The organism is Paenibacillus peoriae (assembly GCF_022531965.1).
In the GTDB taxonomy this organism is placed as follows: Bacteria; Bacillota; Bacilli; order Paenibacillales; family Paenibacillaceae; genus Paenibacillus; species Paenibacillus polymyxa_D.
In genome coordinates, this window is record NZ_CP092831.1 from 4,184,478 (window position 1) to 4,210,438 (window position 25,961).

The window sequence follows — 25,961 nt, forward strand, 5'->3', positions numbered from 1 at the left end:
AAAGTATCTTTAGCTTATCAGGAGAATTCGGCATAATTGTGGAGCAAATGTGTGAAAAGTATATGAAAAAGCGTGCAGCTCTGTATTTAGAAAATACATGAGTCTGCACGCTATGAGTTTTACAATAACCGTCTTCACTAGCCAATGGCGATCCAGGAAATAATACCGTAGTTATGCGCGGTTTCGTTCCACTTGGTTACGACGATCACTGCTCCATTCGGCGTCTGAGATTTCAGCGTCGCATGAAAGAGAGGGTGGTTCGTCATCGCTACTAATGTGTAGTCCGGGTTTACAAAAGTCTCCCCGAATACAATGGTCACTTCCGTCTCTCCTTCACTGCCTTTCAAAAGAAACGGCGCTCTGCCGAACTGCTGCAATGCGGGCTGATTCGCACACGTACGAACCGGAGTGATGCTCAAATGCTCCGGCTTCACTGCGTTCAGCTCCAACTCACGTGAGCCTACAGTGCCTTCCACCAGATGATGGCCTTCAATGCTCTGCTCTGCCACATGATGGCTTTGTACCGCAGCGGCCTGCAGATGCTCTGCTCCCACAGCTCCCGGGCTCAGCACCTCGCTGTCGACGGCCTGAGCTTGCAGATGGTTTCGAGATATACTGTTTGCCTGAAGTCTGTCGCCACTGATACCTTCCTCTGGCAAAAGTCCCGAGAGATGAATATCTGTGGACAGCTGAGCCCGTGTCACTGAGCCTGCTTTTAGGTGATGCGAATCAATAACTTCCTCTCCAATGTGGTGGCTCTCAATAGCCTCCTCAGCCACATGACGGGACTGTACCGTTCCATCTGCCAGCTTGCTGGATGTTACCGCTCCTTCTTGTATAGCATCCTCAACCACCGCCTGCCAGCCTACATGCTGTGGTTGAATAGCCCCTGCTTGCAGATGCTCCGACTGGACTGAATCCAGCGCGATATGCCTGGACTGCACCACGCCTTCTGCCAGTGCGGACCCTTGGATCGCCCCCTCGGCCAAATGCTGAGCGTGTACGGCATGCTCCGTTAAATGCACGGAGTTTATGCTGGCTTCTGCCAAATTCGAAGCACGCACCGCCCGAAGTGCAAGCTTCTCAGCGTTCACGCTGCCTGCCTGGAGCGCGTGAACCGATATACTCCCCGGCGCAATATGCCGAGTCATCACTGCCGAAGCCTGCAAATGATCAGAGGTGACCGATTCAGGAGCCAGGTGGCTCGACTGGACGGCCTCTTCTGCCAAATGATTGGCTTGCACCGCTTCGTCTGTAATGTGCCACGGCTGGACCGAATGAGGAGATATTTTAGCGGCAGTTACGCCATCATCCGCTAGTTTGTCGGACGTAACGGACTCATTCTGCAAAGCATCGGTCGATATTGCTTGTGAGGCGATATGCACACCTTGAATAGTTCCAAGATGCAGATGGTGCGGTTGAATAGACTCCGGTGCGATATGCACGGACTTCACCGCCCCCTCTGCCAGCGCTCTGTCCTGTACAACACCGGGTGCCAAATGCCGAGGGTGTACGGCATGCTCAGACAGCTGTGAAGGACCAACACTTCCTTCCGCGAGATTCGTCGCGTGCACCGAGCGTGCCGCCAGTTTTTCCGAGGTGATGCTTTCTGCTTGAAGCGCACGACCTGACACACTGTCCTGGGCCAGATGTCTCGCAAATACCGAGGAAGCCTGCAAATGATCAGAGGTGACGGATTCAGGAGCCAGATGGCTCGACTGGACGGCCTCTTCTGCCAAATGATTGGCTTGCACCGCTTCGTCTGTAATGTGCCATGGCTGGACTGAGTGAGCAGACAGCTTGGCGGCAGTCACGCCCTCATCCGCCAGTTTGTCGGACGTAACGGACTCATTCTGCAAAGCATCGGTCGGTATTGCTTGTGAGGCGATATGCACACCCTGAATGGTTCCCATTTGCAGATGATGCGACTGGACGGACTCCGAAGCGATATGCACGGATTTCACTGCCCCTTCTGCCAGCGCTCTGTCCTGTACTGCACCAGGTGCCAAATGCCGGGGGTGTACGGCATGCTCAGACAATTGTGAAGGGCCGACGCTTCCTTCCGCGAGATTCGTCGCTTGCACCGAGCGTGCCGCCAGCTTTTCCGAGGTGACGCTTTCTGCTTGTAACGCACGGCTAGACACACTATCCGGGGCCAGATGGCTCGCAAGTACCACCGAAGACTGCAAGTGGGCTGAAGTGACAGATTCCGGTGACAGATGGCTCGACTGGATGGTCTCTTCTGCCAAATGATTGGCTTGCACTGCTTCGTCCGCAATGTGCCACGGTTGTACCGAGTGAGTCGACAGTTTGGCAGCAGTCACACCCTCATTCGCTAATTTATCAGACGTAACGGACTCATCCTGTAATACATCGGTCGATATCGACAGGGATGCCAGATGCTCGCTCTGAATAGTTCCAGGGTGCAGGTGATGCGGCTGGATGGATTCCGGGGCAATGTGTACTGACTTCACTGCCCCCTCAGCTAGCGCTGTATCCTGCACAGCGCCGACTGCCAAATGCTGAGTGTGTACCGACTGTGCAGATAAATGCGAAGGACCGACGCTGTCTTCCGCAAGATTCGTCCCTTGTACCGAGCGTGCTGCCAGCTTTTCCGAAGTGACGCTTTCCGCTTGTAGCGCAAGACCGGATACACTATCCGGCGCCATATGACTCGCAAGTATCACCGAAGACTGTAAGTGGGCTGAGGTGACAGATTCCGGCGCCAGATGACTCGATTGAACGGCCTCTTCTGCCAAATGATTAGCTTGCACTGCTTCATCTGTAATGTGCCACGGCTGTACCGAGTGAGCCGACAACTTAGTGGCAGTCACACCCTCATCGGCCAATTTATCAGATGTCACAGACTCATCCTGTAAAACATCAGTCGATATCGACTGAGATGCCAGATGCTCGCCCTGAATGGTTCCAGGGTGCAAATGGTGTGATTGGATTGATTCTGGAGCGATATGCACGGATTTCACTGCTCCCTCTGCCAACGCTCTATCCTGTACCGCTCCGGCTACCAGATGCCGGCTGTGTACGGAATGTGCAGACAGATGTGACGGGCCGATGCTGCCTTCCGCAAGATTCGTCCCTTGCACCGAGCGCGCTGCCAGCTTTTCTGAGGTGACGCTTTCCGCCTGTAGTGCACGACCGGATACACTATCTGGCGCCAGATGACTCGTAAGCACTGAGGAAGCCTGCAAATGGCGAGAGGTAACGGATTCGGAAGCCAGATGGCTTGACTGGATGGATTCTGCTGCCAAATGATTTCCTTGCACTGCTTCGTCTGTAATGTGCCACGGCTGTACCGAGTTGACCGCCAGCTTGGCGGAAGTCACACCCTCATCCACCAATTTATCGGAGGTAACAGACGCATCCTGCAAAGCATCGGTCGATATGGCCTGGGATGCGATATGCTCGCCCTGAATGCTTCCTGTGTGCAGGTGATGTGGCTGGATTGACCCCGCGGTAATGTGTACCGACTTCACTGCTCCCTTTGCCAGCGTTGTATCCTGTACTGCGCCAGTTGCCAAATGCCGGGCGTGTACCGACTGTGCAGACAAATGGGACGGGCCGACGCTGTCTTCCGCAAGATTCGTTCCTTGCACCGAGTGGGCTGCCAGCTTTTCCGAGGTGACGCTTTCCGCTTGTAGCGCACGGCCGGACACACTATCCGGGGCCAGATGGCTCGTGAGCACTGACGAAGACTGCAAGTGGGCTGAAGTGACACTTTCCGGTGCCAGATGGTTCGACTGGATGGATTCTGCTGCCAAATGATTTCCTTGCACTGCTTCGTCTGTAATGTGCCACGACTGTACGGAATGGGCCGACAGCTTGGCGGCAGTCACGCCCTCATCTGCCAGTTTGTCAGATGTCACAGACTCATCTTGTAAAGCATCGGTCGAAATGGCCTGGGATGCAATATGCTCGCCCTGAATGATTTCAGTATGCAGATGGTGTGGTTGGATCGATTCCGGGGCAATGTGCACGGACTTCACCGCTCCCTCTGCCAGCACTCTATCCTGTACCGCTCCAGCTGCCAAATGCCGCGTGTGTACGGACTGCACAGATAGATGTGAAGGGCCGATACTGCCTTCTGCAAGGTTCATTCCTTGTACCGAGCGGGCTGCCAGCTTTTCCGAGGTTACACTTTCCGCTTGAAGTGCACGACCGGACACACTATCCGGAGCCAAATGTCTCGTTAGCACCGAGGAGGCCTGTAGGTGCACCGAGGTGATCGCTCCAGATGCCAGATGGGTCGAGTCCACAACCGCCACGGCCAAATGGTTGCTTTGTACAGCTTCATCCATAATATGCCCGGACTGCACTGCATGGGGTGACAACTTGGTAGAGGTTACACTTTCCTCTGATAGTTTGGCAGAGGTAACCGCTTCATCCTGTATGGCTTGAGTCGCTATAGCCTGCAATGCAATATGCTCTCCCTGAATGATCCCGCTTTGCAAATGCTCGGATTGGATGGATTCTGCTGCAAGATGCTCAGACTTCACAGCATTCTGGGCTAATATCGTGTCCTCTACTGATCCTGCGGCCAAATGTCTGGTTTGTACGGCCTGTGCAGCCAAATGCCCGGGTCCCACGCTGTTTTCCGCCAGGTTGGAAGCCTGCACAGCCCGAGCCGCTAACTTCTCGGAAGTGACGCTTTCCGACTGAAGTGCATGGCCGGACACACTATCTGGGGCGAGATGTTTGGTTTGGACCGAAGCAGACTGCAAATGGTTGGAGGTGACGGATTCCGGCGCCAGATGATTCGCCTCCACTGCTTCAACAGCCAGATGGTTGCTCAGTACTGCTTTATCCGTAATATGCCATGGCTGCACCGAACGAGCAGACAGCTTGGAGGAAGTGACACTGCCCTCAGCTAGCTTAGGCGCAGTAATCGCCAAATCATTAATTTTATCCGTAGCCACACTTTCCGGCGATAGTTTCAACGAAGTAACGGCATGATCCTGTAAATGGTGGGAGTATACCGCGCCACTGGCCAAATGCGCGGTATGAACAGCGCCTTCGCCTAGTATGTCTGCGGTAACGGACTGTTCTTGCAACGCCGCGGTTCCGACACTGTCTTCCCCAAGATGCTTGCTCTGTACAGAGCTCTGGGCCAAATGGGTTGAATCCACCGATTGAGCCTGTAACGCCTTTCCGCCCACACTGTTGTCGGCAAGGTGGTTTTCACGGATTACTCCCGTTGCAATGTGTACGTGGGTAATGGCTTGAGACGCAACTTTATTTCCGGTTACCGCCCCTGTGCCAATTTTAGTTTCTATAACCGCCTCGTCAGCGATTTTGTCAGACTTAATAGCGCTCGAAGCGATGTGATTTTCCTTGATAGCCTGATTCGCCACATGGTAATCCAGAACTGCACCCTTCCCTATTTTCTCGCTTGTCACAGCCCCGGAATGCAAATGTTGCTCCGTAACCGCCTCTGGTGCAATATGATCTTTCCGAATAATTTCGGATTGAAGATGCACGGAAGAAACTGCCTCTGGAGAAATCTGAGGTCCTTGTATGGCTGCTGTTGCAATATGTCTGGTAAGTACTGCCTCATCGGCAATTTTGTGTGGGAGAATGCTCTGATCCGATATTTTGGATGAAGTGACGGATTGATCAACAATCTGCAATGAGCCTACAGACTGATCTGCCAGTTTATTGGATTGAATACTCCGATCCGCGATATGCCGGGCTGTTACTTGGCCCGTTCCAAGCTGCTCTTCCCCGATGGAGCCAGGACCCAGATGCTTTCTTTCAATCGCTCCTGCCTGAATGTGCGTACTGGTGACTGCCTCAGACTCCAGATGACGCCCGCTGACAACACCTTCCTCCAATTGTTCCCTGCCCACAATTCCGTCGGATAGCTGCTTGCGATTAATCGAACCGGGGGCCAAATGCCTTGCATGAACGGCATGCTCGGTCAGGTGCGCGCTCTCAATGCTGCCTGCCTGGATTTTAGTTCCATCCACAGCCCCATCCCGCAATTTGGAGGTGGTCACAGACTGATCGCCCAGCTTGGAGCTATCAACAGCTTCATTCGCCAAATTGTTCGATTGAATCGTACCGCTGCGAATTTTATCGGAGGTGACCGACTGATCTTGAAGCATATCTGAAGACACGATCCATTGCTTGAAATGACGGCTTTCAATCGAGCCATTGGCAATATGATCGCCGCTGATAATTTTATCCGCCAGCTTTTCTGGAGTGATGCTGCCATCACGAAGTTTTTCACCACTAATAGAGCGATCCTGCAATTTACTGCCTGCCACTGATGCGTCTGACAGATGCTCGACCGTAATGGAGTCGGGAGCAATCTTCGAAGCAGTCACAGCACCGTCAGCTATTTTAATTGTATGAACAGCATAATCTGCTAGAAATTCCGTTTGGATACTCTCTTGTTTCAGCTTGCTAGAATCTATGGAAGCGGGAGCGATCTTTTCACCTGTCACAGCGAAATCACTCAAATCGTCTGTATAGATGAAAGCATTGTTTACATGCGGAGCCTTCTTATTGTTCAAAATTTCTTCCACATCAATTGGATCAGGTTCTGGTTCTGGTTCCGGCTCTAGCTCTATCTCTGGCTCTGGCTCTAGCTCTGGCAGTGGGGGTTCTTCCATCAAAGCTGGAGTCTCCTCTACATCTGCAACCTCAATTTCTTTCTCGTGCAGAGCCTCGACTTCAGGCTCGACAACTGTCTTTAGCTCCGACTCCTCTGTAGTTGGGGGAGGCGGAGAAGCAACTTGATGAAGTCTTGCTTCTGTCTCCCTCTCCGCAGGCAGTGGTTTTGAGCGTTGTATCATACTTAACTCATTCATATCCGGGTCAATTACACGATAGAGCGGCTTTTTGTTTCTGTTGGTTTTTCGGCTCTTGTTCTTCAAGCAGCTCTCTCCCTTCTCATGTTTATCGTTACAGCATCATATGCAGACCCTTAGGCACTTGCCACCCTGTACAGAGATTCACTTTTGGGTAAAAAGGATACTTACTAAAATCCACGTTTGAAAAAAAATAGTTAAAAGTTAAAATAGTAAGGGTGAAGATCGCTACAAGAAGAGAGGAATTACAATAACATGATTATCAAACCAAGAACACGTGGCTTTATCTGCACCACTGCTCATCCGGTGGGCTGTGCCCAACATGTTCAGGAGCAAATTGACTATGTACAGGCCCGTCCTGCTATCCAAGGCCCCCGTAATGTACTTGTAATCGGGGCATCTGCCGGATATGGATTGGCTTCTCGCATTACTGCCGCCTTCGGTGCGCGTGCCAATACAATTGGCGTGTATCGTCCTAGCAATGCTACGGCTACACGCACAGCATCGGCAGGCTGGTACAATTCTGCTGCATTTGAAAAAGCCGCTCAGGAAGCTGGGCTTAAATCCTTAAGCGTGACAGGAGATGCCTTCTCGGATGAGGTCAAAGCCAAAACGGTGGAAGCCATTCGCGAAGAACTGGGACAAGTCGATCTAGTGGTTTATAGTGTCGCTTCAGGTCGCCGTACAAATCCCCGCACAGGCGAAACGTTTAATTCCGTGCTTAAACCTATTGGTAAGCCTTACACAAACAAGACCGTTAACTTCCACACCGGGGAAGTCAGCAGCGTGACGCTCGAACCCGCAACAGAAGAAGAGGTACAAGGAACTGTAGAAGTTATGGGCGGTGAGGACTGGAAATTGTGGATTGACGCCTTGCGTGCTGGCGGCGTGCTCGCCGATACTGCAACGACCTTCTCTTTTTCGTACATCGGTTCAGATATTACACAAGCCATCTACAGAGAGGGCAGTATCGGAAGTGCAAAGGATCATCTGGAGGAGACAGCACGTCAGCTGAACGATCAGCTGAAAGTTACAGGCGGACGCGCCTTCGTCGCAGTCACCAAAGGACTCGTTACCCAATCAAGCTCCGCTATCCCTGTCGTTCCTCTGTATATTTCTGCTTTATATAAGGTAATGAAGGAAAAAGGGCTGCATGAAGGGTGCGTAGAACAGAGCTACCGCCTGTTTGCTGAGCGTCTGTACGCACCAGAAACTCCTGTAGATGAAGAAGGACGTATTCGCATTGATGATTGGGAACTGCGCGAAGACGTGCAGGCAGAGGTTGAGAAGATATGGGAGGCGCTGACGACCAACAATATCTACGAATTGTCAGATCTTGAAGGATATCGTCGCGAATTTTTCCAACTGTTCGGCTTTGAGTTCGAAGGTGTGGACTATGATGCTGATATTGATCCCATCATAAATATTCCTAACGTGCGCTAAGTCTTTTAGTGCTGTCCCTATGTTAGAAAAACAAAAAAAGCTGTTCTCCAGCAGAGAAACATTTCGTTCTGCATGGAGGACAGCTTTTGTTTTTAATTAAAAGGGACACTTATGTCCGCTTTGAACTGCAAATGATGCTATCATTGCAATTTTAAATTTCATTTGATATTGTACAGGTAGGCATAGCAAAATCCCTCTTCCTAACAAGAGGGTAAACACAGTTGGACAAGTCCTACCTTGACTGACCGTGATACTATTTGCTCAGCCCATCACACCCATATAAGGAGGTGCACAACATGGCAAAAGACGTTCTGTGTGAAGTCAACTCTTGTACGTACTGGGCCCAAGAGAATAAATGCAGCGCTAGCTCCATTTACATCGTAAGCAACAGACCAGAAGACACTCACAAGTCTGAAGAAACAGACTGCAAAACCTTCGAAGCCAAGTAAATCTTTGATTTCAAGCCTAGCTTTATAATGAAGGAGCCCATGCCCGGGTTCCTTCTTTCTTATGATATTCTAACAAGAATGATAATTATTATCAAGTCCTTTTTCGGTACAGAAAGGCGCTTTTCGCTTGTATACAATCATTTCTCTGCTACTTTATAAATCCACGCTGAAAAGGACACTGCTGTTCTCTCTAAAGACAAAAAAAAGAAGCGTCGCTCTGAACGATTCGCTTCTTGTGCTTGACCTTTTGTAATTGTTCCTGCTTGGTCGGCTTCATTCGTATGTGCTGTGAAATCTCGCCATAATGGTCATTTGTTTTGCGGCTCTGTGCCGCGCAATAGATTCCAGCGCGTTTTGCCTTGCTTAGCGCTTTTTGTGTTTGAGTACGTGCCATACGGCTTCACTCTCCTTCATTGGACTCCTTTTATCATAGCATCCAATAGTCAAATCGTGAATGGTTTGTCTGACTCAAGCATTCTTCAATTCATTAAATGTCTGAAAAAATATCCGGATCGCCACTGGAGGCCGCTACAATAAAAACAATAACTATAAAAATGATGATCAGTGTATAAATCAGTGTACCGATAATACTACATACCAGTCCAGCAATGGCCATACCTCTGCCTTGCTCGCCATGACGATTAATTTCCTTCAGGGAAAGACTGGACAAAATAATACCCACAATTCCGATAATCAACCCAAGATAGGGAATGACAACAGATAAAATCCCGAGCACCATCGAGGCAACAGCTTTACTATTGGTAGGTGGAACTACTGGGGGCGGGTTAAATGGGGCGTTATAATCGTTCGTCTCCTGAAAAGGATCGGAAGATCGAGGCTCCTTGTACAAATCACTCATCTGTTAAATTCAACTCCAATACGAAAAATAGCAATTATATAAGTTCTAGGGTACCACAATCTTACAAATCAGGACAGTACTTATTTCGAATTTTTAAATTAGAACGTTAAAAAGAAGAAACATAGCGATATTAGCACTTTTTGAGGTAACTGGGCATACAGTATTTTACCTGTTACAGATCAATTGTGCTCCATGAGAGCATCCTGCCAAGGAGGTCGGAGCTATGCTATATCGTGCAACATCCCACAGAAAGCGCTCGCCTCACAAACGTTTAAATGCAAACACACTTAGGATAATATCCACTGCTATGCTGCCATTTTACAAAGCTATAGCAACTCGCCGTGCGTTTGCAGTTCAATGGTCACGAGCTGTCGTTCAGGCGAATTTGGATCGGATGAAATCCCTTCTCTGCTCAGTAGCTCCATTTGCCGCCAAACAAGGCTTAGGCACGAACGGCATCGGCTACTTTATTTCCTTTTTAGCTCAGCCACCGATGCTCTATTATACGAATGGAACAACGATTCCACCGGGGACTGTGCAGTTTACATTTGAGCCGAGAGTTCATCGCGCCATCGCAAAAGCCGTTTTTCCGCTGTATCGCGAATTGGCACGTAATCCATGTTTTGCTTCTGCCTTAGCCAAAGCGATCAACAGACAAGACCAGCGTGCAGTTCATGTCATGATCCGTAGTTTGATTCCATCCTCTGCGCTGAAATCCGTACAAATTGAGGACGATGGCTTTGCATTGCTTTTTAAGTATTCCTTTAGTAAATACCCCTATCGCAATCTGCTCTTTCGAGAGTTCACTTAAAAAGGTTGCTACTAGCGTGCTTGCTTGAGTTCTCCAATGAGCTCTTTTCCCAGTTGTATGGCCATATCTGTCAGCACTCGGATTTCGTCCTTGGATGCATGGTCCAAATGTGTCCCGCAGCAAATGGCAAAATTGCCCGCAAACTCTTTTCGTAAGCGAACTGCAATTTCTTCGGTAATATAAAACTCCTTGTGATTTTGCAATTGCACAGTTTGAATCGGCTCGAGTCTGGCCCCTGCTGTAATCGTTCCCAAATGGGGCTGATCACCGCCAGAAATGAGTACAACGATATCTTCCCCCATAAAATAGGCATCCAGTACAAGACGGATACGTCCGCTTTCTTTTTGCAAATGAATCATATGATCCTCTCCTGCTAAAATATTATTGTGAAACGATTCACTTTATAGAGTTCTACTCATTGTATCGCTTCCTGAACGGTTCGACAATTAAAAATGGCCCACAGCAGCCTCTATAAACCGTGGCTTGCTGTGGGCCTTCATTGATACTCTAAAACAAGCATTCCATTTCCTACTGGGTGTTAACGGATCGTGATCGTATGCACAGTCTTACCGCTTGCGCCGTCATTATCCGTCACCGTTAGCTCCACGGTATACGTTCCAGCTGTGGTGAATTTATGCTTCACCTTGGAACCGACTGCCGTATCGCCATCGCCAAAATTCCAGCTGTAGCTGACGATTTCACCGTCTACATCACGGGAAGCTTTGGCGTTAAATTGTACATTTTTGTTCTTCTTAGCGGATTCATTAGCCTGAATAATGGCTACTGGCTTTTCATTGGATGTAGGTGGATTCGGATCAGGGTTCTGTCCTCCACCATTGGTTACATACAATCTTCCCGGTGCCTCCGTCTCCACTTCATTTCCCGCTGCATCCCTTACCCGGATCACGATGACTCCGCCTTCCAGGTTCAGAGAAGATGAAGTGAAATAAGTACCTTCATAGTGGCCTGACGAAGTTTCATTTAATGGAATATCGTTGCGACCCAAAGTGGACAGGTTGAAAGGCAGCTCCACATGGAAGGACGCTTCCAAACCGGATGCACTGTCAAAGGATACTCGTACCGACTGTCCTGGAGTAATACGCACATCCTCAGCAGGACTAATGTTTTCAAGCTTCGGCAGAGCTGTATCGACATACACCGAGCGCGTAACGGTTGTTTCGTTTTCGGCAAGATCCTTGGCCGTCACCGTAATTTGATTTTCACCTTCGTTGATAAGCAATCGCTTGTTAAAGGTGCCGTCACTTCCAAATTCGGCTGGCTCGCCGTTAATCGTCAAATCGGTGAGGAATTCGTCATACACCGTACCGGTGACGCTCACGACACCCGCATTCGTACGGGCTCCTTCATCTGGCGAAGTCAGGATCAGACCCGGTTTAGTCTGGTCAAGTGTCACGACCACCGGTTCGGAACGATCCGTTATTTTGCCGTATACCGCTGCTTGGACACTTAGCGGATTAGCACCTGGTTGAAGATCAACCGACAAACTGAACTGGCGATCCTTCACCTTCGTTGTGCCAGCCAGCTCCTTACCGTTAAAGAGCTGAATATCGGCTCCTTCTGCCGGAGAAGTTCCTGTTACGGTAATCGTCTCTTCCTGCGTATAGGTAGCCTTCGTAGGAGTCGTAATCGTTGGAGCATTCACCGGATATCTGACGATAGCCCGGATCATGTAGTTACCCTCCTCCTCAGGTGATTGGCTCCATGTGCCGCTTACACCTTGCCAACTTCGAAGCGCATTGGGACTGCTTTCATCTGTAGCAAGACCCGGCGACTGTGTGCCTACAGCAGACTGTGTATATACGATGTAGAAGTCACCTTGAACCGTCACCGGCTCTGGGAGCTGTACCGTCGTCCATTGTGTCTCATCCCGTACGGCAGTCCCGTCGAATGGACCAGCCAACAATCGTCCAGGTGCTCCTGCGGCACCGGAGGCGTCATAGACAGAATATTGGAATGCCGTTCCTCCCGGATTCGGGAAGGCAGAGTTCCAGAACAAAAGCGATGCTCCTGTCACTTGAGTCACTTCCGACTCAGGTGTCATTCTGACTGCCCATGAATTGCCTGCCGCGTTAAAGGCTCTAGCATTTTCTCCTGTCCCGTCATCGTAAGCAATGCCTCCTTGGAACCCGATAAAAGGTTTCAACATGACATTCGCTTCCACACTACCGTTCGGAGGAGCAGTAACGGATACACTGTCGCTATAATAATTTTCGGCTGCAATGGACAACGTGTATGTTCCTTCCAGCACGTCCAGCGTAAATTCTCCAGCCTCATTCGTTTCTACCGGAGCAATGCGTGCATCCTCCACCACCAACACTTTCGCTTTTTGGATCGGTTCACCGGATTGCTTGTCGGTAATGACCCCGTGAATCGTACCGTGAGGTATGGCCTGAAGACTAAAGTTTGCTCTGATGACTTTGTTATTCTCAATCGTGACTGCTTTCGTTTGAGGAACGTAACCGTAGGCTTCAGCCTTCAGCGTATAGTCGCCGGCTACATGGGTGAAGCTGTATTTGCCCGTGGTCGGATCCGTTTTTACCGAACGTCCGGTTTCCAATACCGTAACCGTAGCGCTGGCTGGAAGACTGTCGAGACCGACACGTCCACGTTCCACCGTTGTTTCTGCCGGCTTCACTTTCTCCTGGAATTCACTCTTTTCAGTACTTGTAATTTTGTACAGCGGGAACTGTTCTTCCGCTTTTTCCAGCTTGATATTCGACTCAGGTACGATGTCCTTAGTCACTGTCGTAGCTGGAATGCCAAGCACACGGAAATCGTCAATATACCAGCCGTTCTTGTTCACACTGTTATCCGATTTCAAACGGAAGCGAATTTGGATTTCATTGCCGGCGTAGCTATCCAGATTGTAATAAACTGGAGCCCACTTTTTCCCGTTCGTATTGTGAGAGAATTTGCCCAGCTCGCTCCACGTGTCACCATTGTTTTTGGACACTTCCACATAACCGTAATCATAGCCAGCCTCAATTTCAAACCAGTGATTGAAGGTCAGTGTTGCGTTGCGTACAGCTTGCAAATTAATTTTTGGTGAAACCAGCGAAAATTCAGCTCCGTTCTCATAATTGCTATCCAGATCGGTTGCCCACACATTGGGTCTGGACGCTGCGCTCTCTGGTCCTACTTCCTTAGGAATGCCGCGTTCCCACTCATCTTTGGTGCCGGAATGAGTCCAGCCATTATCCGAGCTGCCATCAAAATGATCGCTATACAGCGTATCCGGCACGTCTACTCTCAGAGAAGCCTCATTCGACTTGATTCCTTCATTGCCACTATAATCCTCGGCCGCCACTGCATAATGGTAGGTCGCTCCACCGACCGTGATGGTATCTGTGAATGTCAGTGCTGAGGTTGTACCGACGGAAACATAATTTTTACCTGACTGGGTAGAACGATACACCTTGTACTGCTTCACATCTTCATCGGAGGAAGCATTCCAGGCCAGCGTGACGTTGCCCACAGTATCTGCTTCAGCAGTCAAATTGCTCGGCGCAGCAGGTGCAACGGTGTCTGGCTCCTGAATCGACAGATCGTCAATATACCAGCCATCTTTCACAACCGTATTGTCACTAGTAAAGTTGAACAGGAGGTATACCTTTTGACCCGCGAATGCCCGCAAATCAAGATATTGTGTTTTCCAGCCGTTGCTGGCGCCGGTAAATGATAATACCTGCTCAAACGCATTCTGATTGTTTGTGGTTGCTACGTACACTTTGCCGAAATCAGAATTGTTTTCAAGATCGTACCAATGCTTGAAGCTGACCAGTGCCCCTTTTGAGCTCTCGGTCAGATCAATCGGAGGGGCCATAAAATAACTGTTGGAGTTGGTCTGATATTGGCCTTCGAGATTGGTCGCGATGACCTTTGTACCCGAATGTGCGCTTTTAGGGCCGCTTGTTGGAGTTCCCCATTTCCAAACACTGCCCTGTCCACCGATATTAATACCGGCAATGTCTTTTTCAAAGTCTTGTGTGTAGCCTGGTTTTACCCCTTTAGAGATTTTCACCTTATATACTTCAGTTTCAAATCCGTTATTACCGTAATCATTTACACGAATATAGTATTCCAGACCAGCGCTATCCACCAAAAAAGTCGGGATGGATGCTTGATATGTACCATCTTTGCTGTCGCCGGAGGTCCGTTCCAACGGAATATATACATAGTTTGACGTACCCGCTGTTTTGGCAAATGCCTCAACGGCTGTCACGCCGACATCATCCGTTACATGAGCAGTCAGAGGTATATCAATACCCTCGAATGCCGCAGCGGGCGGTGTATGCTCGAGAACAGGTGCTTCCAGATCGTCGCCACCCGTTACAACTTTACCAGACACGGAGCCCAGACCCTGCATGACCGAACCGACCGCATCCAGCGCATTAATGACACCATGTCCGTAGCCATTGTTTGGTGAAGTAGGATATGTGCTGTCCGTTCGTGGTGTAGCCGTATTCATCAAAATTTCCTCAAGTTGATCTACGGTAAGCGAATGATTCGCTTGCAGCAACAGCGCTGCAAGGGCCGCAACATGAGGTCCCGCCATAGAAGTACCGTTATATCCGCCTTTATAGGCGCCACCAGCAACAGATGACCGGATATTAACACCCGGCGCGGAAACTTCGGGCTTCACTTCACCATAGGGTGAGGGTCCTAACAATGAGAAGCTGGCCAGATTATCATTGCTATCCGTGGCTCCAGTAGCGAAGGATTCCGGATAGTTCGCCGGATTGGCTACTGAGGCAGGTCCGCCCGGATTGGAAAGAGAGGTGTTACCTGCAGAGAATTCGGGGAAGATTTGAGCATCCCGCCATGCCTGAACCACAGGCCGGAACCATTCATCAAGACCCGGTCCGCCTCCCCACGAGTTGTTCACTACATCTGGAGCAAGCTCGGGATGAAGATTCCCTTGAGCATCTTTTGGCGCAAGCAGCCATTGACCGCCATCCAGTATAATCGCATCCGTCGTTTCCGGATTAAAAATCCGAACTGCAATCCACTTCGCACCAGGAGCAACGCCCACTCGGTTCGTTCCGTTCTCCTCGGAGCCGACCATCGTGCCCATCGTATGCGTACCATGGGAATCGTCTTCCTGATCGACCGGAAGCGTCGCATGACTATGCGGATCGTACCAGCTCAGCTCGGGATTCACGACATTGCCTGCCGCGTCCAGACCCCGCCATTTGCGATGAAGGGCCGGATGTGTATAATCTACACCTGTATCCAGATTGGCAACTACGATTCCGGTTCCGTCGATTCCTTTTTCCCACACTTGTGGTGCGTTAATATGGGATATGTTCCATTCCACCGTAGATGGGTCTACAGCGTTCTTACCTGCATTGCCAGGCTTAGCCGATGTTTTGCCATCGTCCTTCTCCAGTTCTACAGCTTTCTCTACCGTTGCAGACTTCGCCGTTGCTGCTGTCGCTGTTTCAGCTGTTTCAGCCGTCTTGGCATTTGCCCCCTCTGCTTGCTTGTCAACCGTCACCTTTTGCAGATAACGCGTTTCATTCGGCAAGACTTTATCGACCTCAGGCAACTGCGAAATATGATCCAGCACCTCCTTGGTGCTTGTTACAGCCAATGCATTGACAATAAAAAAGCTTTTATATTCCTTCACTCCGCCGCTCTCTGATTGCTTATCCAAATAATTTTCAAGCCCATATTGGGTTCTTGAAGCCGTTTCGCGCAGAGAACTGATCACATGGCTGCGTGCAGCCATTTTGGCAGCGGAAGGTGTTACTTTCTCAAGTGAGGCCTTTTGGAGAGCATTTTTGGAAACCTTGTTAGTGTCAACTTGTTCTTTTAATTTGACCAGATAGGTAACATAGTTATTCTCCTCAAACTGTTTGGTCAGTTTCGGAGATACCTTCGCGGTCGTGATCTTGTGAGAGGCTGATTTCAGCTCCAGCTTGGAGCCATCCGGTGTGTTTTTCGCCAAAGCAGGTTGAACAAAGGAAAAGGCCATAAGCAAAGATAGTCCGATAGATAGTGGTTTCTTGAATCGTTTAGGTTTAATCAATTACTTCTCCACTCCTTTTACTAGGTTTAATGTTTCTGGAATAACCTGTACAGAGTAAGACCTCATACCTTACATATCAAACACACGGGTTGCACAACACGATGTGGTTGGCGACCACCTCCTTCATAGAATATAGAGGCACAAAAATATTTGGCTGTTCATAGATGGCGGTACTTCATAGGTGAGTTTACAATCCCAATAGAAGAGCGATGAAATTCAGTAGAAACCAAGGAGAAAAAGCAGGAGAACTTCGAAGAAAAACATGTTATATCATTACAGTTTATATTAAAAATTGATATATAATCATATATTATGGAATAGTATAAAGTTATCAAAACAGATATACAAGTCATTTTTTTGCATTTTTCTTGAAATTCTATGACTTTTATATTCTTTTATGTACGAAAACCCCTTTTTAGCGGCTACGTAATTAGTGCATTACACGGTTAGCAGGTGTATGCAATTTCTGTACGAGCCGCTCAAAGGGATTTTCGGAAGACTTTCTTAATCCTGTCTGATTATTTTTACTTAAGTACGGAGTTCACCGCAGCAAGCGCGTCGATCAGACCATATCCGTAACCATTGTTCGGTGAAGTCCGATACTGGCTGTCTGTCAGCGGAGTTGCTGTTTTTGAAATAACATCCTCCAGTTGGTCCACGGTCAAAGATGGTTTGGCCTGAAGCAGTAATGCTGCTAATCCGGCAGTATGCGGGCCTGCCATGGAGGTACCGTTCCATCCCCCCTCATACACTCCGCCCGGTACAGAAGAACGGATGTTTACACCAGGAGCCGAAATTTCAGGCTTCACTTCGCCATAAGGAGAAGGACCGCGCAGCGAGAAGCTGGCTAGCTTGTTGTTAACGTCCGTGGCTCCTGTCGCATAAGCCTCCGGCAGATTTGCCGGATTGGCTACAGACCCAGGTCCGCCCGGATTGGACAGTGTTGTGTTGCCTGCGGAGAACTCAGGGAAAATCTGAGCCGCTCTCCACGCCTTGGTGACTGGACGATACCATTCATCCAGGCCAGGTCCACCGCCCCAAGAGTTATTCACCACATCCGGTGCAAGCTCAGGGTGCTTTTTACCGTTTTTATCTACAGGAGCAAGAATCCATTGTCCACCGTCCAGTAAGATGGAGTCGGTGGTATCTGGATTGAATACTCGAACCGCAATCCATTTGGCGCCAGGAGCAACACCGATTTCATTCGTACCGTTGCTGTCCGAGCCAACGCTTGTACCCATCGTATGTGTACCATGTCCATTTGAATCAGTTGGCAGCGATGCTCTATCAACCGCATCATACCAGCTCAGTTCTGGATTCACGACCTGACCGGAAGCATTCAGACCACGCCATTTTCTTTTCAACGCCGGGTGAGTATATTCAACGCCTGTATCCAGATTGGCGACAACAATGCCTTTGCCGTCAATGCCTTTGGCCCAAACCTGTGGTGCTTTGATTTTAGAGATATTCCACTCGACACGGCTTGGCGTTACCGCATCCTTATATACGGATTCTTCCACCGATTTTTGCGCATTCTCTTCCGTCACAGCCGTATCTACAGCGGCCTGATCTGCAACCACTTGGTCAGCTGTAGATTCCTCAACCACAGGCTGGGCATCCTTATCTATTTCTACCTTTTGCAGTTCCCGCTTTTCATCCGGTAAAATTTTGTCGATCTCAGGAAGTGTGGCCAGATTATCCATGACCTCTTTGGTGCTGGTGACCGCAAAAGCGTTCACGATAAAGTAACTCTTGTACTTTTTGACGCTTCCGTTATTAACTTCTTTCTTTAAGTATTCTTCCACGGATTGTTGCGTTTTTTCTGCTGTATCCATGAGAGAGTTCACAACTGTTGTACGTACAGAAAGCTTAGCAGCAGCGGGTGAAATCTGCTCTGCAGAGGCCTTTTGGAAAGCATGCTTGGCAACGGACTCCGTATCCACCTGATCCTTCAATTTAACCAGATAGGTGACATACTCACTGGCACTGAATTGTTGGTTCAGTTTGGCTGAAACCTTGGCGGAAATGGTTGATCCTCCTCTGAGGTGGTTGTGCTGGAATCCCCATATACCGGGGAAATTAGAGAAAAGGCAAGAAGAGCGGTAAAACTGACCGACAGCGTCTTTTTGATATTTTTCGACTTAATCAATACTTTCCATTTCCCTTTACTTGGTTTTTTAATTCTCAAGGACAACCTTCCGGACAGCTACGTCAAAAGCTCACAAAATAGCCTCTGGTACTCACCTCCTTTAAAAAATATAGATTCCGCCGGGGTGAAATCCATAGATCATCATTCTGAGGTGAACAACCCTTGGTGCAGACCGTAAAAAACGAGCATCGGGTAGAAACAGGTGGACAAGTTTGAAAATGATAAGTGAAAAAAATGAAGAGAAAGGTAGGATAAGAAATTTAGAAGTAATCGAGGAGGTTAATGTGCAAGTATTAAAATACAATTTAAAACAAAAGAATGAAACATATGGTATCTTTTGAATCTAGTATAGTGTCATAAAATCAGATATTCAAGCATTTTTTTGAATTTTATTCCTTTTTTCCTTGAAGAAAAGAAAAATCTCTTCCATTTTCGAAGCAAATGCAAGTCTTCATTGTGCACTTGGTTTCGGAGATCAGAAGAGATTTTTCGACATTCAGCAAGAAACTTAAAAGAGTGTTATCTGCCGCTATTTACAGGTATGGGAACCGAGACGGCTCCATCTGGAAAGGATGATTTGGTTGGCTGCGGTCTGCGGCACAGACTCGTACATTCTCGGAAAGCCATTTGCCTGCATCCACAGCAATGATCCTGATTCACCAGTGCAAGAGCAGCCGTAAGGGCCTCTCCTGTGTGTTCAAAAAAATGCTTTTGTCCAATCATGTCGTAGCATCCAGTTTTCTGTAGTAATGCCAGCGGTTGAGGCTGGAGTCCGGAAACAAGCACTGTCCCGCCAGACTTCCGGTATTTCTGAATTAATGCAGTAAAGTTACCTTCTCCCGTCATATCCATAAAAGGAACCTTTCCCATACGTAACAACAAAATCCCTTGTAGGTGATCCGTCCGGCCTCCCACACCTGAGTTTTCCAATACCGAGGCTGCACCGAAAAATAGAGGGCCTTCCACATTGTAAATAGCCACTTGTGGACAATCATGCTGATCTGTAACCATATGCGCGCCTACTTTTTCATGTTTTACAGAAGGATCAGGAAGTACCTTGTCTACTGAAAGTGTACTGCTCATACGTTTAACAAACAATACAACCGCTAGAATCAGGCCTACCTCCACAGCCGTTGTCAGCGTCGTAAAAACCGTCAACAAAAAGGTGACAACCAGCACAATAGAATCCGCTGTCCGCGTTTTGAGAATGTGCGCAAAATGCTTGCGCTCACTCATATTCCACGCTACTACCATCAGCACCGGAGCCATACTGGCCAACGGAATGTTAGATGCATAAGGTGCAAAAAGCACCAGAATGAGGAGCACCACGAACCCATGTACGATGCCTGACATAGGAGAAACAGCACCATTACGGATATTTGTGGCGGTGCGGGCAATTGCACCTGTCGCAGGAATACCGCCGAACAGCGGTGTCAGCAAATTAGCAATCCCTTGTCCAACCAGTTCACGATTGCTGCTATGCCGGGCTCCCGTCATACCGTCAGCTACCACCGCTGAAAGCAGAGATTCAATAGCTCCCAGCATTGCAATAACAAGTGCTGGCGGCAAGAGTTTCACGATCAAATCCCACGTCACCGCAGGAATATGTAGCTCAGGCAAAGATGCTGGAATTGCGCCATACGCAGAGCCAATCGTAGCCACCTGCCCTGGAAAAAGTAAAGCTGCCACCAGCGTTGACAAGAGTAGACCAACCAGTGATCCGGGTATCTTGGGCCATTTTTTAGGCACCAAAATAAGCGCGGCAAGACAGATACAAGCCGTCAGGATACTATACACATTCAGTGAAGGAAGTCGATGGATGAGCTCTGCCATGGAAGGCAGAAAAGTTTCATGCCTCTCTACCCCGCGCAAGCCGAGAAAGTTAGCAATCTGACCACTGAATATCGTCACGGCAATTCCGGCCGTAAAGCCAATCGTTACTGGCTTGGGAATAAACTTGATCAATGCCCCCAGCCTGAGTACACCCATTAAAATGAGCATAATGCCCGCCATAAAACCGGCTATGAGTAAGTTCTCATAACCGTATTGCATGACAATAGCTAGCAAAATCGGAATAAACGCGCCTGTAGGTCCTCCGATCTGGAATTTGGATCCTCCCAGCAGCGAAACCAAAATTCCCGCAACAATGGTCGTATACAGCCCATATTCCGGCTTTACTCCTGATGCAATGGCAAACGCCATACCGAGTGGAATCGCCACAATCGCTACAATACTTCCGGAAATGAGATCCTTTCGCAAAGCCCCTGCGTTATAGCCTTCGAACCTTCCTATCCACTTCATTCCTGTAACCCTTCTTTTCTGTAATAGCATTACTTCTCGTTACGTATACCTTCCAGCAACGAGATAGCTTCGACCAAATGATTGTCAAAAATCCGTCGCGCCACTGCAAGCAGCTCCGTCAAAAGCGGATCACGTAGTGAATACACAACCGATGTACCTTCCTTGAAGCTGTTCACCAAATTTTTGGCTCGTAAAACGGCCAATTGCTGCGATACGGCAGAACCTTCAGAACCGAGCGCAGTCTGCAGCTCGTTCACATTCCGTTCCCCTTCACTCAGCACCTCCAAAATGCGGATGCGCAGAGGGTGAGCCAATGCTTTGAAAAAGTCGGCCTTAAATTTCTGGAGATCTCCTTCCATGCCTGCTCCGTCCCCCTCACAGAATTGTCCTATAAACGATCAACAATATCTGAATATTTGAATATTTAGTACAATAACAGCTTCGGGCCAATTGAACTATGATGTTACTCACACTTCACCATGAGTAAAGTCACATTTTTCCACACTTCTACCTTTCAGGGGTTGACAGCTTCCACAGGTTTCCATTAACATAGCAATTAACTTTAAGAAAAGGGGGCCGACAGACATGACCGTGCTTTACATGATAACGACAGACAGGCAGCATGATACAACCACATATTTGAGTTTTCGTCTCATCGGCCCCGTTCGGGCGACATGATGGGTGATATCACGCTGTCTGACGGCGTGATTAGCCAGGCTTTTTTATTTTTTTATGCTATTGGAAGAACAAGTTATTTTACGTATTTATGATGTGTTGATCATAAAATGTAATAACACTTTCGGTGCAAGAAGCCGTAGACGACAAGTCTGCGGCTTTTTTTGTTTTTTAAATCTTTTTATGCAAGTATTTATGAATTTACTTGAAGAAGGGAACTACCCATTTATATGAATATACAACATACAACCGACTCGTCCTTGCATGAAGGACCATACAGCCATCTGATGAAGCTTCCGGCAGGTGATCTAACCGTCTATGCTTCTCAGCAACTTTTCTCCTCACTGGATTACAAAGTGTTCGAGATGGCTAATAACAATTTACAAATTCCAGGTATCCGCTATATGGGATACACACCAGATGTACATGTAGGCGTCGGAACCTGCATCGGTACGACTGCTGTATGGGGAATGGAGGATGGTTACGTATCTCCCTCCATCGTCGGCAGTGATATTGGCTGCGGCATGCGCGTACACCTGACCAATCTGCACAAGGATGCTTTGAAGGAAACCAAGCTGCGCCGTAAGCTGGTCAAAACCATCGACAAATATTTGCCCATGGAAGCCCACCAACGCGGGCATTATTCGGATATCCGACTGGAGCATATTGTACGCAAGGGTCTACACGGCTTACCCAACAAATATATTCCGGACAGCTACACTCCTAAGAAATCCACCTCACTCACCCATGTAGAGCACAGTAAGTTCTCCTTTGACGAGGAGGTGCTGAATCTTGTCGAAGACCGTACATGGCACCGGGCTCACCGACAGCTCGGCACACTGGGTGGAGGCAATCATTTCGTCGAAATTCAGGCGATTGAAATCGCGGAGGAAAACCGTGAAACAGCTGAAGCTTGGGGGATGTTCGACGGTCAGGTGGCTGTGATGATTCATTCTGGATCGCGGGCTTGGGGTGGAGCAGTCAGCCAGGCTAGTTCATCTGCCATTGCCAAGACGATGAGCCGTCTCGGACTCGGTACCTCTGACCCGAGACTGGTATTCGCACCGCTGGACCATCCCGAAGCTGCACATTATGTCGATATGATGTATTCGGCGCTGAATTATGCCGTGGTGAACCGACATCTCATCGCATACTCCGTGCGTGAAGCCTTTCGCGATGTCTTTGGTACAAAGTGCGAGTTGCGTACTTTGTACGATCTAATGCACAATTATGCTTGGGAGGAATCCCATCCGGATCACGGTAGTGTGTTTGTGCATCGTAAAGGTGCTACGCGTGCTCTTCCAGCAGGACACCCCGACAATCCGCGGCCTTATCAGGCGACAGGGCATCCGGCCCTGATTCCCGGCTCTATGGGAACAGCCTCTTATATTATGGTAGGCTTACCGGGCGGTCAGGATAACTTCCACTCCATTTGCCATGGAGCAGGCCGTATTCGTTCGCGTTCTGCGACCAAACGACTCGTCAGTGTGGACGATTTTGCAGGGGCCCTGGGTGTAGGGACAGACGACGAAATTGTGGTCAATCAGGCATCACTGGAAAGCATTATCGACGAATCTCCGCAAGCCTACAAAAATGTAGATGATATTATCGAAAGTGTCACCGGGGCAGGACTCGCAGCAGTTGTAGCCAAATGCAAGCCGCTAGCTGCCCTGAAAGGAGCCAAATAATTTGAGTATAGACATCCCAGCTATTTATGAATTTGATGAACGTACAGATGGACGCATTACCGGTTATGCCGCTTATGCCCGTCTGATCGACGGTATCAGTGAAGCACTCTATAACCGCTATGGCGTAAAATACGTGCTGTATGCCAGCGATGATCCCAATATTGAGTATTGGGATCTGCTGGAGGAGGATATTCGTTCAGGCAGTCCCGACCTGGAGCATGTGGCACGGGTCTTCGATCGTTTGGAGGAACGCACCATCCAGTATGACGATGACGGGCCGACTCCTGAATACGGCGTGCATCTGTCGATGCGTAATAATGTATTCGCCTATCCCAAGTGGGGCATCGCGCTGGCGCGAGTTCCCTTTTTCCGTGATAATGGCGTGTACAATGAAGATTACGTATTTGCGATAGGCGACCAGGAGCTGCAAGGCTTCCTCGCGGGAGTACGCGGTCGTGAACGTAAGCAGAATATGAAGCGTGTCACCGTGTTTACCGACACAAGCCGTGGACTTTCTCGGCAGGCAGAGCCGATAACCCGCGCAATTACGCGAGATGACGTGATTTTGAAAGCGGAAATCAAACGGGATATTTTCCGATCACTTGATCAGTTTTTTGAAGCGGATCGTACCTTCTATCAGACTTATAACATTCCTTACAAGCGCGGCATTCTGCTATACGGCCATCCGGGCAATGGTAAAACAACACTTGTAAAATCAATTGCCAGCAGTGTACCGGGTCCGGCAGCCTACTGGCAAATTACGGAGTATACAACCAGTGAATCGGTCAAAGAGGTGTTCGAGGCGGCTACTCGCCTGGCTCCGATGGTGCTGGTCATTGAGGACATTGATTCCATGCCTCAGGAGGTGCGTTCTTTTTTCCTGAATACCCTCGACGGTGCTACATCCAAGGAGGGCATCTTCCTGATCGGAACGACCAATTATCCCGAAAAAATCGACCCGGGTCTGATGAACCGGGCAGGGCGTTTCGACCGGGCTTATGAAATCAGTTTGCCTGACGAAGCGCTGCGACTGGCATATCTCAAGTTGCGTAACTTCCTTGTTTTTGCAGGAGAAACGGGTACACAGAAGGCGGCAGCCATGACTGACGGGTTTTCGCTGGCACAGCTCGGAGAACTTTATGTCAGCACGGCTCTGGAGTGGCATGAGCAGGGAAAAGCCGATATTGAACTGATTATCAAAGGTATGCGAGGCGAGCTCGATAAGAGCCGTAAGCAGGACTGGCTAAAAAATGTGGCCGAAGGACGAGTCGGGTTCTTCTGATTTATCCTTTCATTGCCTTATCAAGAAATTTATGTTACGTTGATAAACAATAAAGTATCGAAAGGGTGACCTTAAGCCAATGATCTACTAATCCTATTCCACCAAAGAAAAAAATCGTAATCTTACGAATTTTCTGGATAGGATTAGTGTAGGCTTTTGGGTATTAACGATAAGAGCATTGCTTCTTTGACGGGAGCAGTGTATCTTCTTGTTCGTATGTCTGCCTCCTATCCAGAAACCAATGGATAAGGAGGTTTTTTGCATGAAAAGAATACTTGGGATTCTAATGATTAATATCTTCATTGTTATGGTGGGCGTGGGTTTAATTACCCCCATCCTGCCGGAACTGATCATTGAGTTTGGAGCCAGTGGGCGGGCAATCGGTTTATTGGTAGCAGCCTATGGCATAACGCAGTTCCTGCTCTCTCCCCTGACTGGACAGCTGTCTGATCGATATGGGAGAAAAGTTTTTATCCTCGTAGGTGTTATTGTTTTTGCTATAGCTAAATTTATCTTTGCTATTGGAGATGAGCTGTGGATGCTGTATACCTCAAGACTTCTGGAAGGAATGGCAGCAGCCCTGATTGTTCCACCCATGATGGCCTATGTAGCGGATATTACAACAACCGAAGAACGCGCCAAAGGGAACAGCCTGCTCGCCGCAGCCATGTCATTCGGATTTGTTATTGGACCTGGACTGGGGGGTCTTCTTGCAGGATATGGAACGAGAGTGCCGCTTTACACAGCGACAGGTGCTGCTATAGCTGCTGTTATTTTTTCAGTGTTTTGTTTGCCTGAAAGTTTATCGAAAGAGCAAATGAAAGCAGCACGGGCAAGAATGATTCAGAAGGAATCTATTTATAAACAATACGCGAGATCATTGAAGTCAAAATATACAATGCTCTTTGTACTTGTCCTGGTGATGACCTTTGGACTCGCTAATTTTGAATCTGTTCTTGGTTTATATGTAACGAACCGCTTCCAATTCTCGCCGCAAAATATTGCTGTCATTCTGACCGCAGGTGCTGTGATCGGAGTCGGTATGCAAGCATTAGTTGTTGCTAAAATAATCAATAAGTTTGGTGAACAAAGAGTGATCAAAGGATCGCTTCTTTTCACCTCTGTTGCTTATATTTTATTTCTCTTAGCCAAAGATTTCTGGAGTATCTTCCTTGTCACTTCCCTTATTTTCTTTGCCACAGCTATGCTTCGTCCAGCTCTTAATACACAATTATCGAAGATGGCCGGGAATGAGCAAGGATATGTAGCTGGTATGAATAATGCCTATATGAGTGTTGGGAATATTTTAGGCCCTACTCTAGCGGGTTTTTTATTGGATGCAAATCTGTTCGCTCCATTTATAGCAGGCTGTTGTATTCTGTTGATTACTTTTTTGCTTACATTAAAAATGAAATAAAAGAA

General features: G+C 48.4%; 13 protein-coding genes and 1 pseudogene. 6 read left to right on the top strand and 8 right to left on the bottom strand.

Annotated elements, in window-relative coordinates:
- Positions 1-137: 137 nt before the first annotated feature.
- The gene (locus tag MLD56_RS18605) at positions 138-6,896 is read right to left on the bottom strand and encodes a WIAG-tail domain (protein ID WP_241113409.1); all 6,759 of its coding nucleotides are present in this window, start codon (positions 6,894-6,896) and stop codon (positions 138-140) included.
- 189 nt (positions 6,897-7,085) lie between these two features.
- Between MLD56_RS18605 and fabV the strand changes: the two genes are divergently transcribed.
- Both fabV and MLD56_RS18615 read left to right on the top strand, forming a co-directional pair.
- Positions 7,086-8,273 carry an enoyl-ACP reductase FabV gene (gene fabV / locus MLD56_RS18610; protein ID WP_029515641.1) on the top strand — a complete coding sequence of 396 codons (1,188 nt, stop codon included), beginning with the start codon at positions 7,086-7,088 and terminating at the stop codon, positions 8,271-8,273.
- Positions 8,274-8,569: 296 nt separating this feature from the next.
- On the top strand, positions 8,570-8,722 hold the full coding sequence (locus MLD56_RS18615; RefSeq protein WP_013311427.1) for a DUF1540 domain-containing protein: 153 nt from the start codon (positions 8,570-8,572) through the stop codon (positions 8,720-8,722).
- A 190-nt stretch (positions 8,723-8,912) separates the two neighbouring features.
- On the opposite strand, the gene MLD56_RS18620 is transcribed toward MLD56_RS18615, so the two are convergent.
- Entirely contained in the window at positions 8,913-9,116 is a 204-nt protein-coding gene (locus MLD56_RS18620) for a hypothetical protein (protein WP_049816899.1), read from the bottom strand.
- A 93-nt stretch (positions 9,117-9,209) separates the two neighbouring features.
- Positions 9,210-9,581 (bottom strand): DUF4190 domain-containing protein, encoded by a 372-nt coding sequence (locus MLD56_RS18625; RefSeq protein WP_029515642.1) that lies wholly within the window; start codon positions 9,579-9,581, stop codon positions 9,210-9,212.
- 223 nt (positions 9,582-9,804) lie between these two features.
- Here MLD56_RS18625 and MLD56_RS18630 point away from each other — a divergent pair, with 223 nt between their 5' ends.
- On the top strand, positions 9,805-10,392 hold the full coding sequence (locus tag MLD56_RS18630) for a hypothetical protein (RefSeq protein ID WP_029515643.1): 588 nt from the start codon (positions 9,805-9,807) through the stop codon (positions 10,390-10,392).
- A gap of 11 nt (positions 10,393-10,403) precedes the next feature.
- Here MLD56_RS18630 and MLD56_RS18635 read toward each other — a convergent pair whose 3' ends face one another.
- The 5 genes and pseudogenes from MLD56_RS18635 to MLD56_RS18655 all read right to left on the bottom strand — a co-directional run bounded on the left by MLD56_RS18635 (position 10,404) and on the right by MLD56_RS18655 (position 21,253).
- Positions 10,404-10,751, bottom strand: a complete 348-nt coding sequence (locus tag MLD56_RS18635; RefSeq protein WP_029515644.1) for a prenylated flavin chaperone LpdD — start codon at positions 10,749-10,751, stop codon at positions 10,404-10,406.
- Between the two features lie 179 nt (positions 10,752-10,930).
- Positions 10,931-16,444, bottom strand: a complete 5,514-nt coding sequence (locus MLD56_RS18640; protein ID WP_029515645.1) for a S8 family serine peptidase — start codon at positions 16,442-16,444, stop codon at positions 10,931-10,933.
- 524 nt (positions 16,445-16,968) lie between these two features.
- Positions 16,969-18,593, bottom strand: a pseudogene (locus MLD56_RS18645) (S8 family serine peptidase).
- 519 nt (positions 18,594-19,112) lie between these two features.
- On the bottom strand, positions 19,113-20,894 hold the full coding sequence (locus MLD56_RS18650) for a SulP family inorganic anion transporter (RefSeq protein ID WP_029515646.1): 1,782 nt from the start codon (positions 20,892-20,894) through the stop codon (positions 19,113-19,115).
- Positions 20,895-20,923: 29 nt separating this feature from the next.
- On the bottom strand, positions 20,924-21,253 hold the full coding sequence (locus MLD56_RS18655; RefSeq protein ID WP_013311437.1) for an ArsR/SmtB family transcription factor: 330 nt from the start codon (positions 21,251-21,253) through the stop codon (positions 20,924-20,926).
- Between the two features lie 546 nt (positions 21,254-21,799).
- On the opposite strand from MLD56_RS18655, the gene MLD56_RS18660 reads away from it, so the two are divergent.
- From MLD56_RS18660 to MLD56_RS18670, 3 genes are all read left to right on the top strand, one after another.
- Positions 21,800-23,257 (top strand): RtcB family protein, encoded by a 1,458-nt coding sequence (locus tag MLD56_RS18660; protein WP_029515647.1) that lies wholly within the window; start codon positions 21,800-21,802, stop codon positions 23,255-23,257.
- Between the two features lies 1 nt (position 23,258).
- On the top strand, positions 23,259-24,539 hold the full coding sequence (locus MLD56_RS18665; RefSeq protein WP_029515648.1) for an AAA family ATPase: 1,281 nt from the start codon (positions 23,259-23,261) through the stop codon (positions 24,537-24,539).
- A gap of 262 nt (positions 24,540-24,801) precedes the next feature.
- The gene (locus tag MLD56_RS18670) at positions 24,802-25,956 is read left to right on the top strand and encodes an MFS transporter (RefSeq protein ID WP_029515649.1); all 1,155 of its coding nucleotides are present in this window, start codon (positions 24,802-24,804) and stop codon (positions 25,954-25,956) included.
- Positions 25,957-25,961 lie beyond the last annotated feature (5 nt).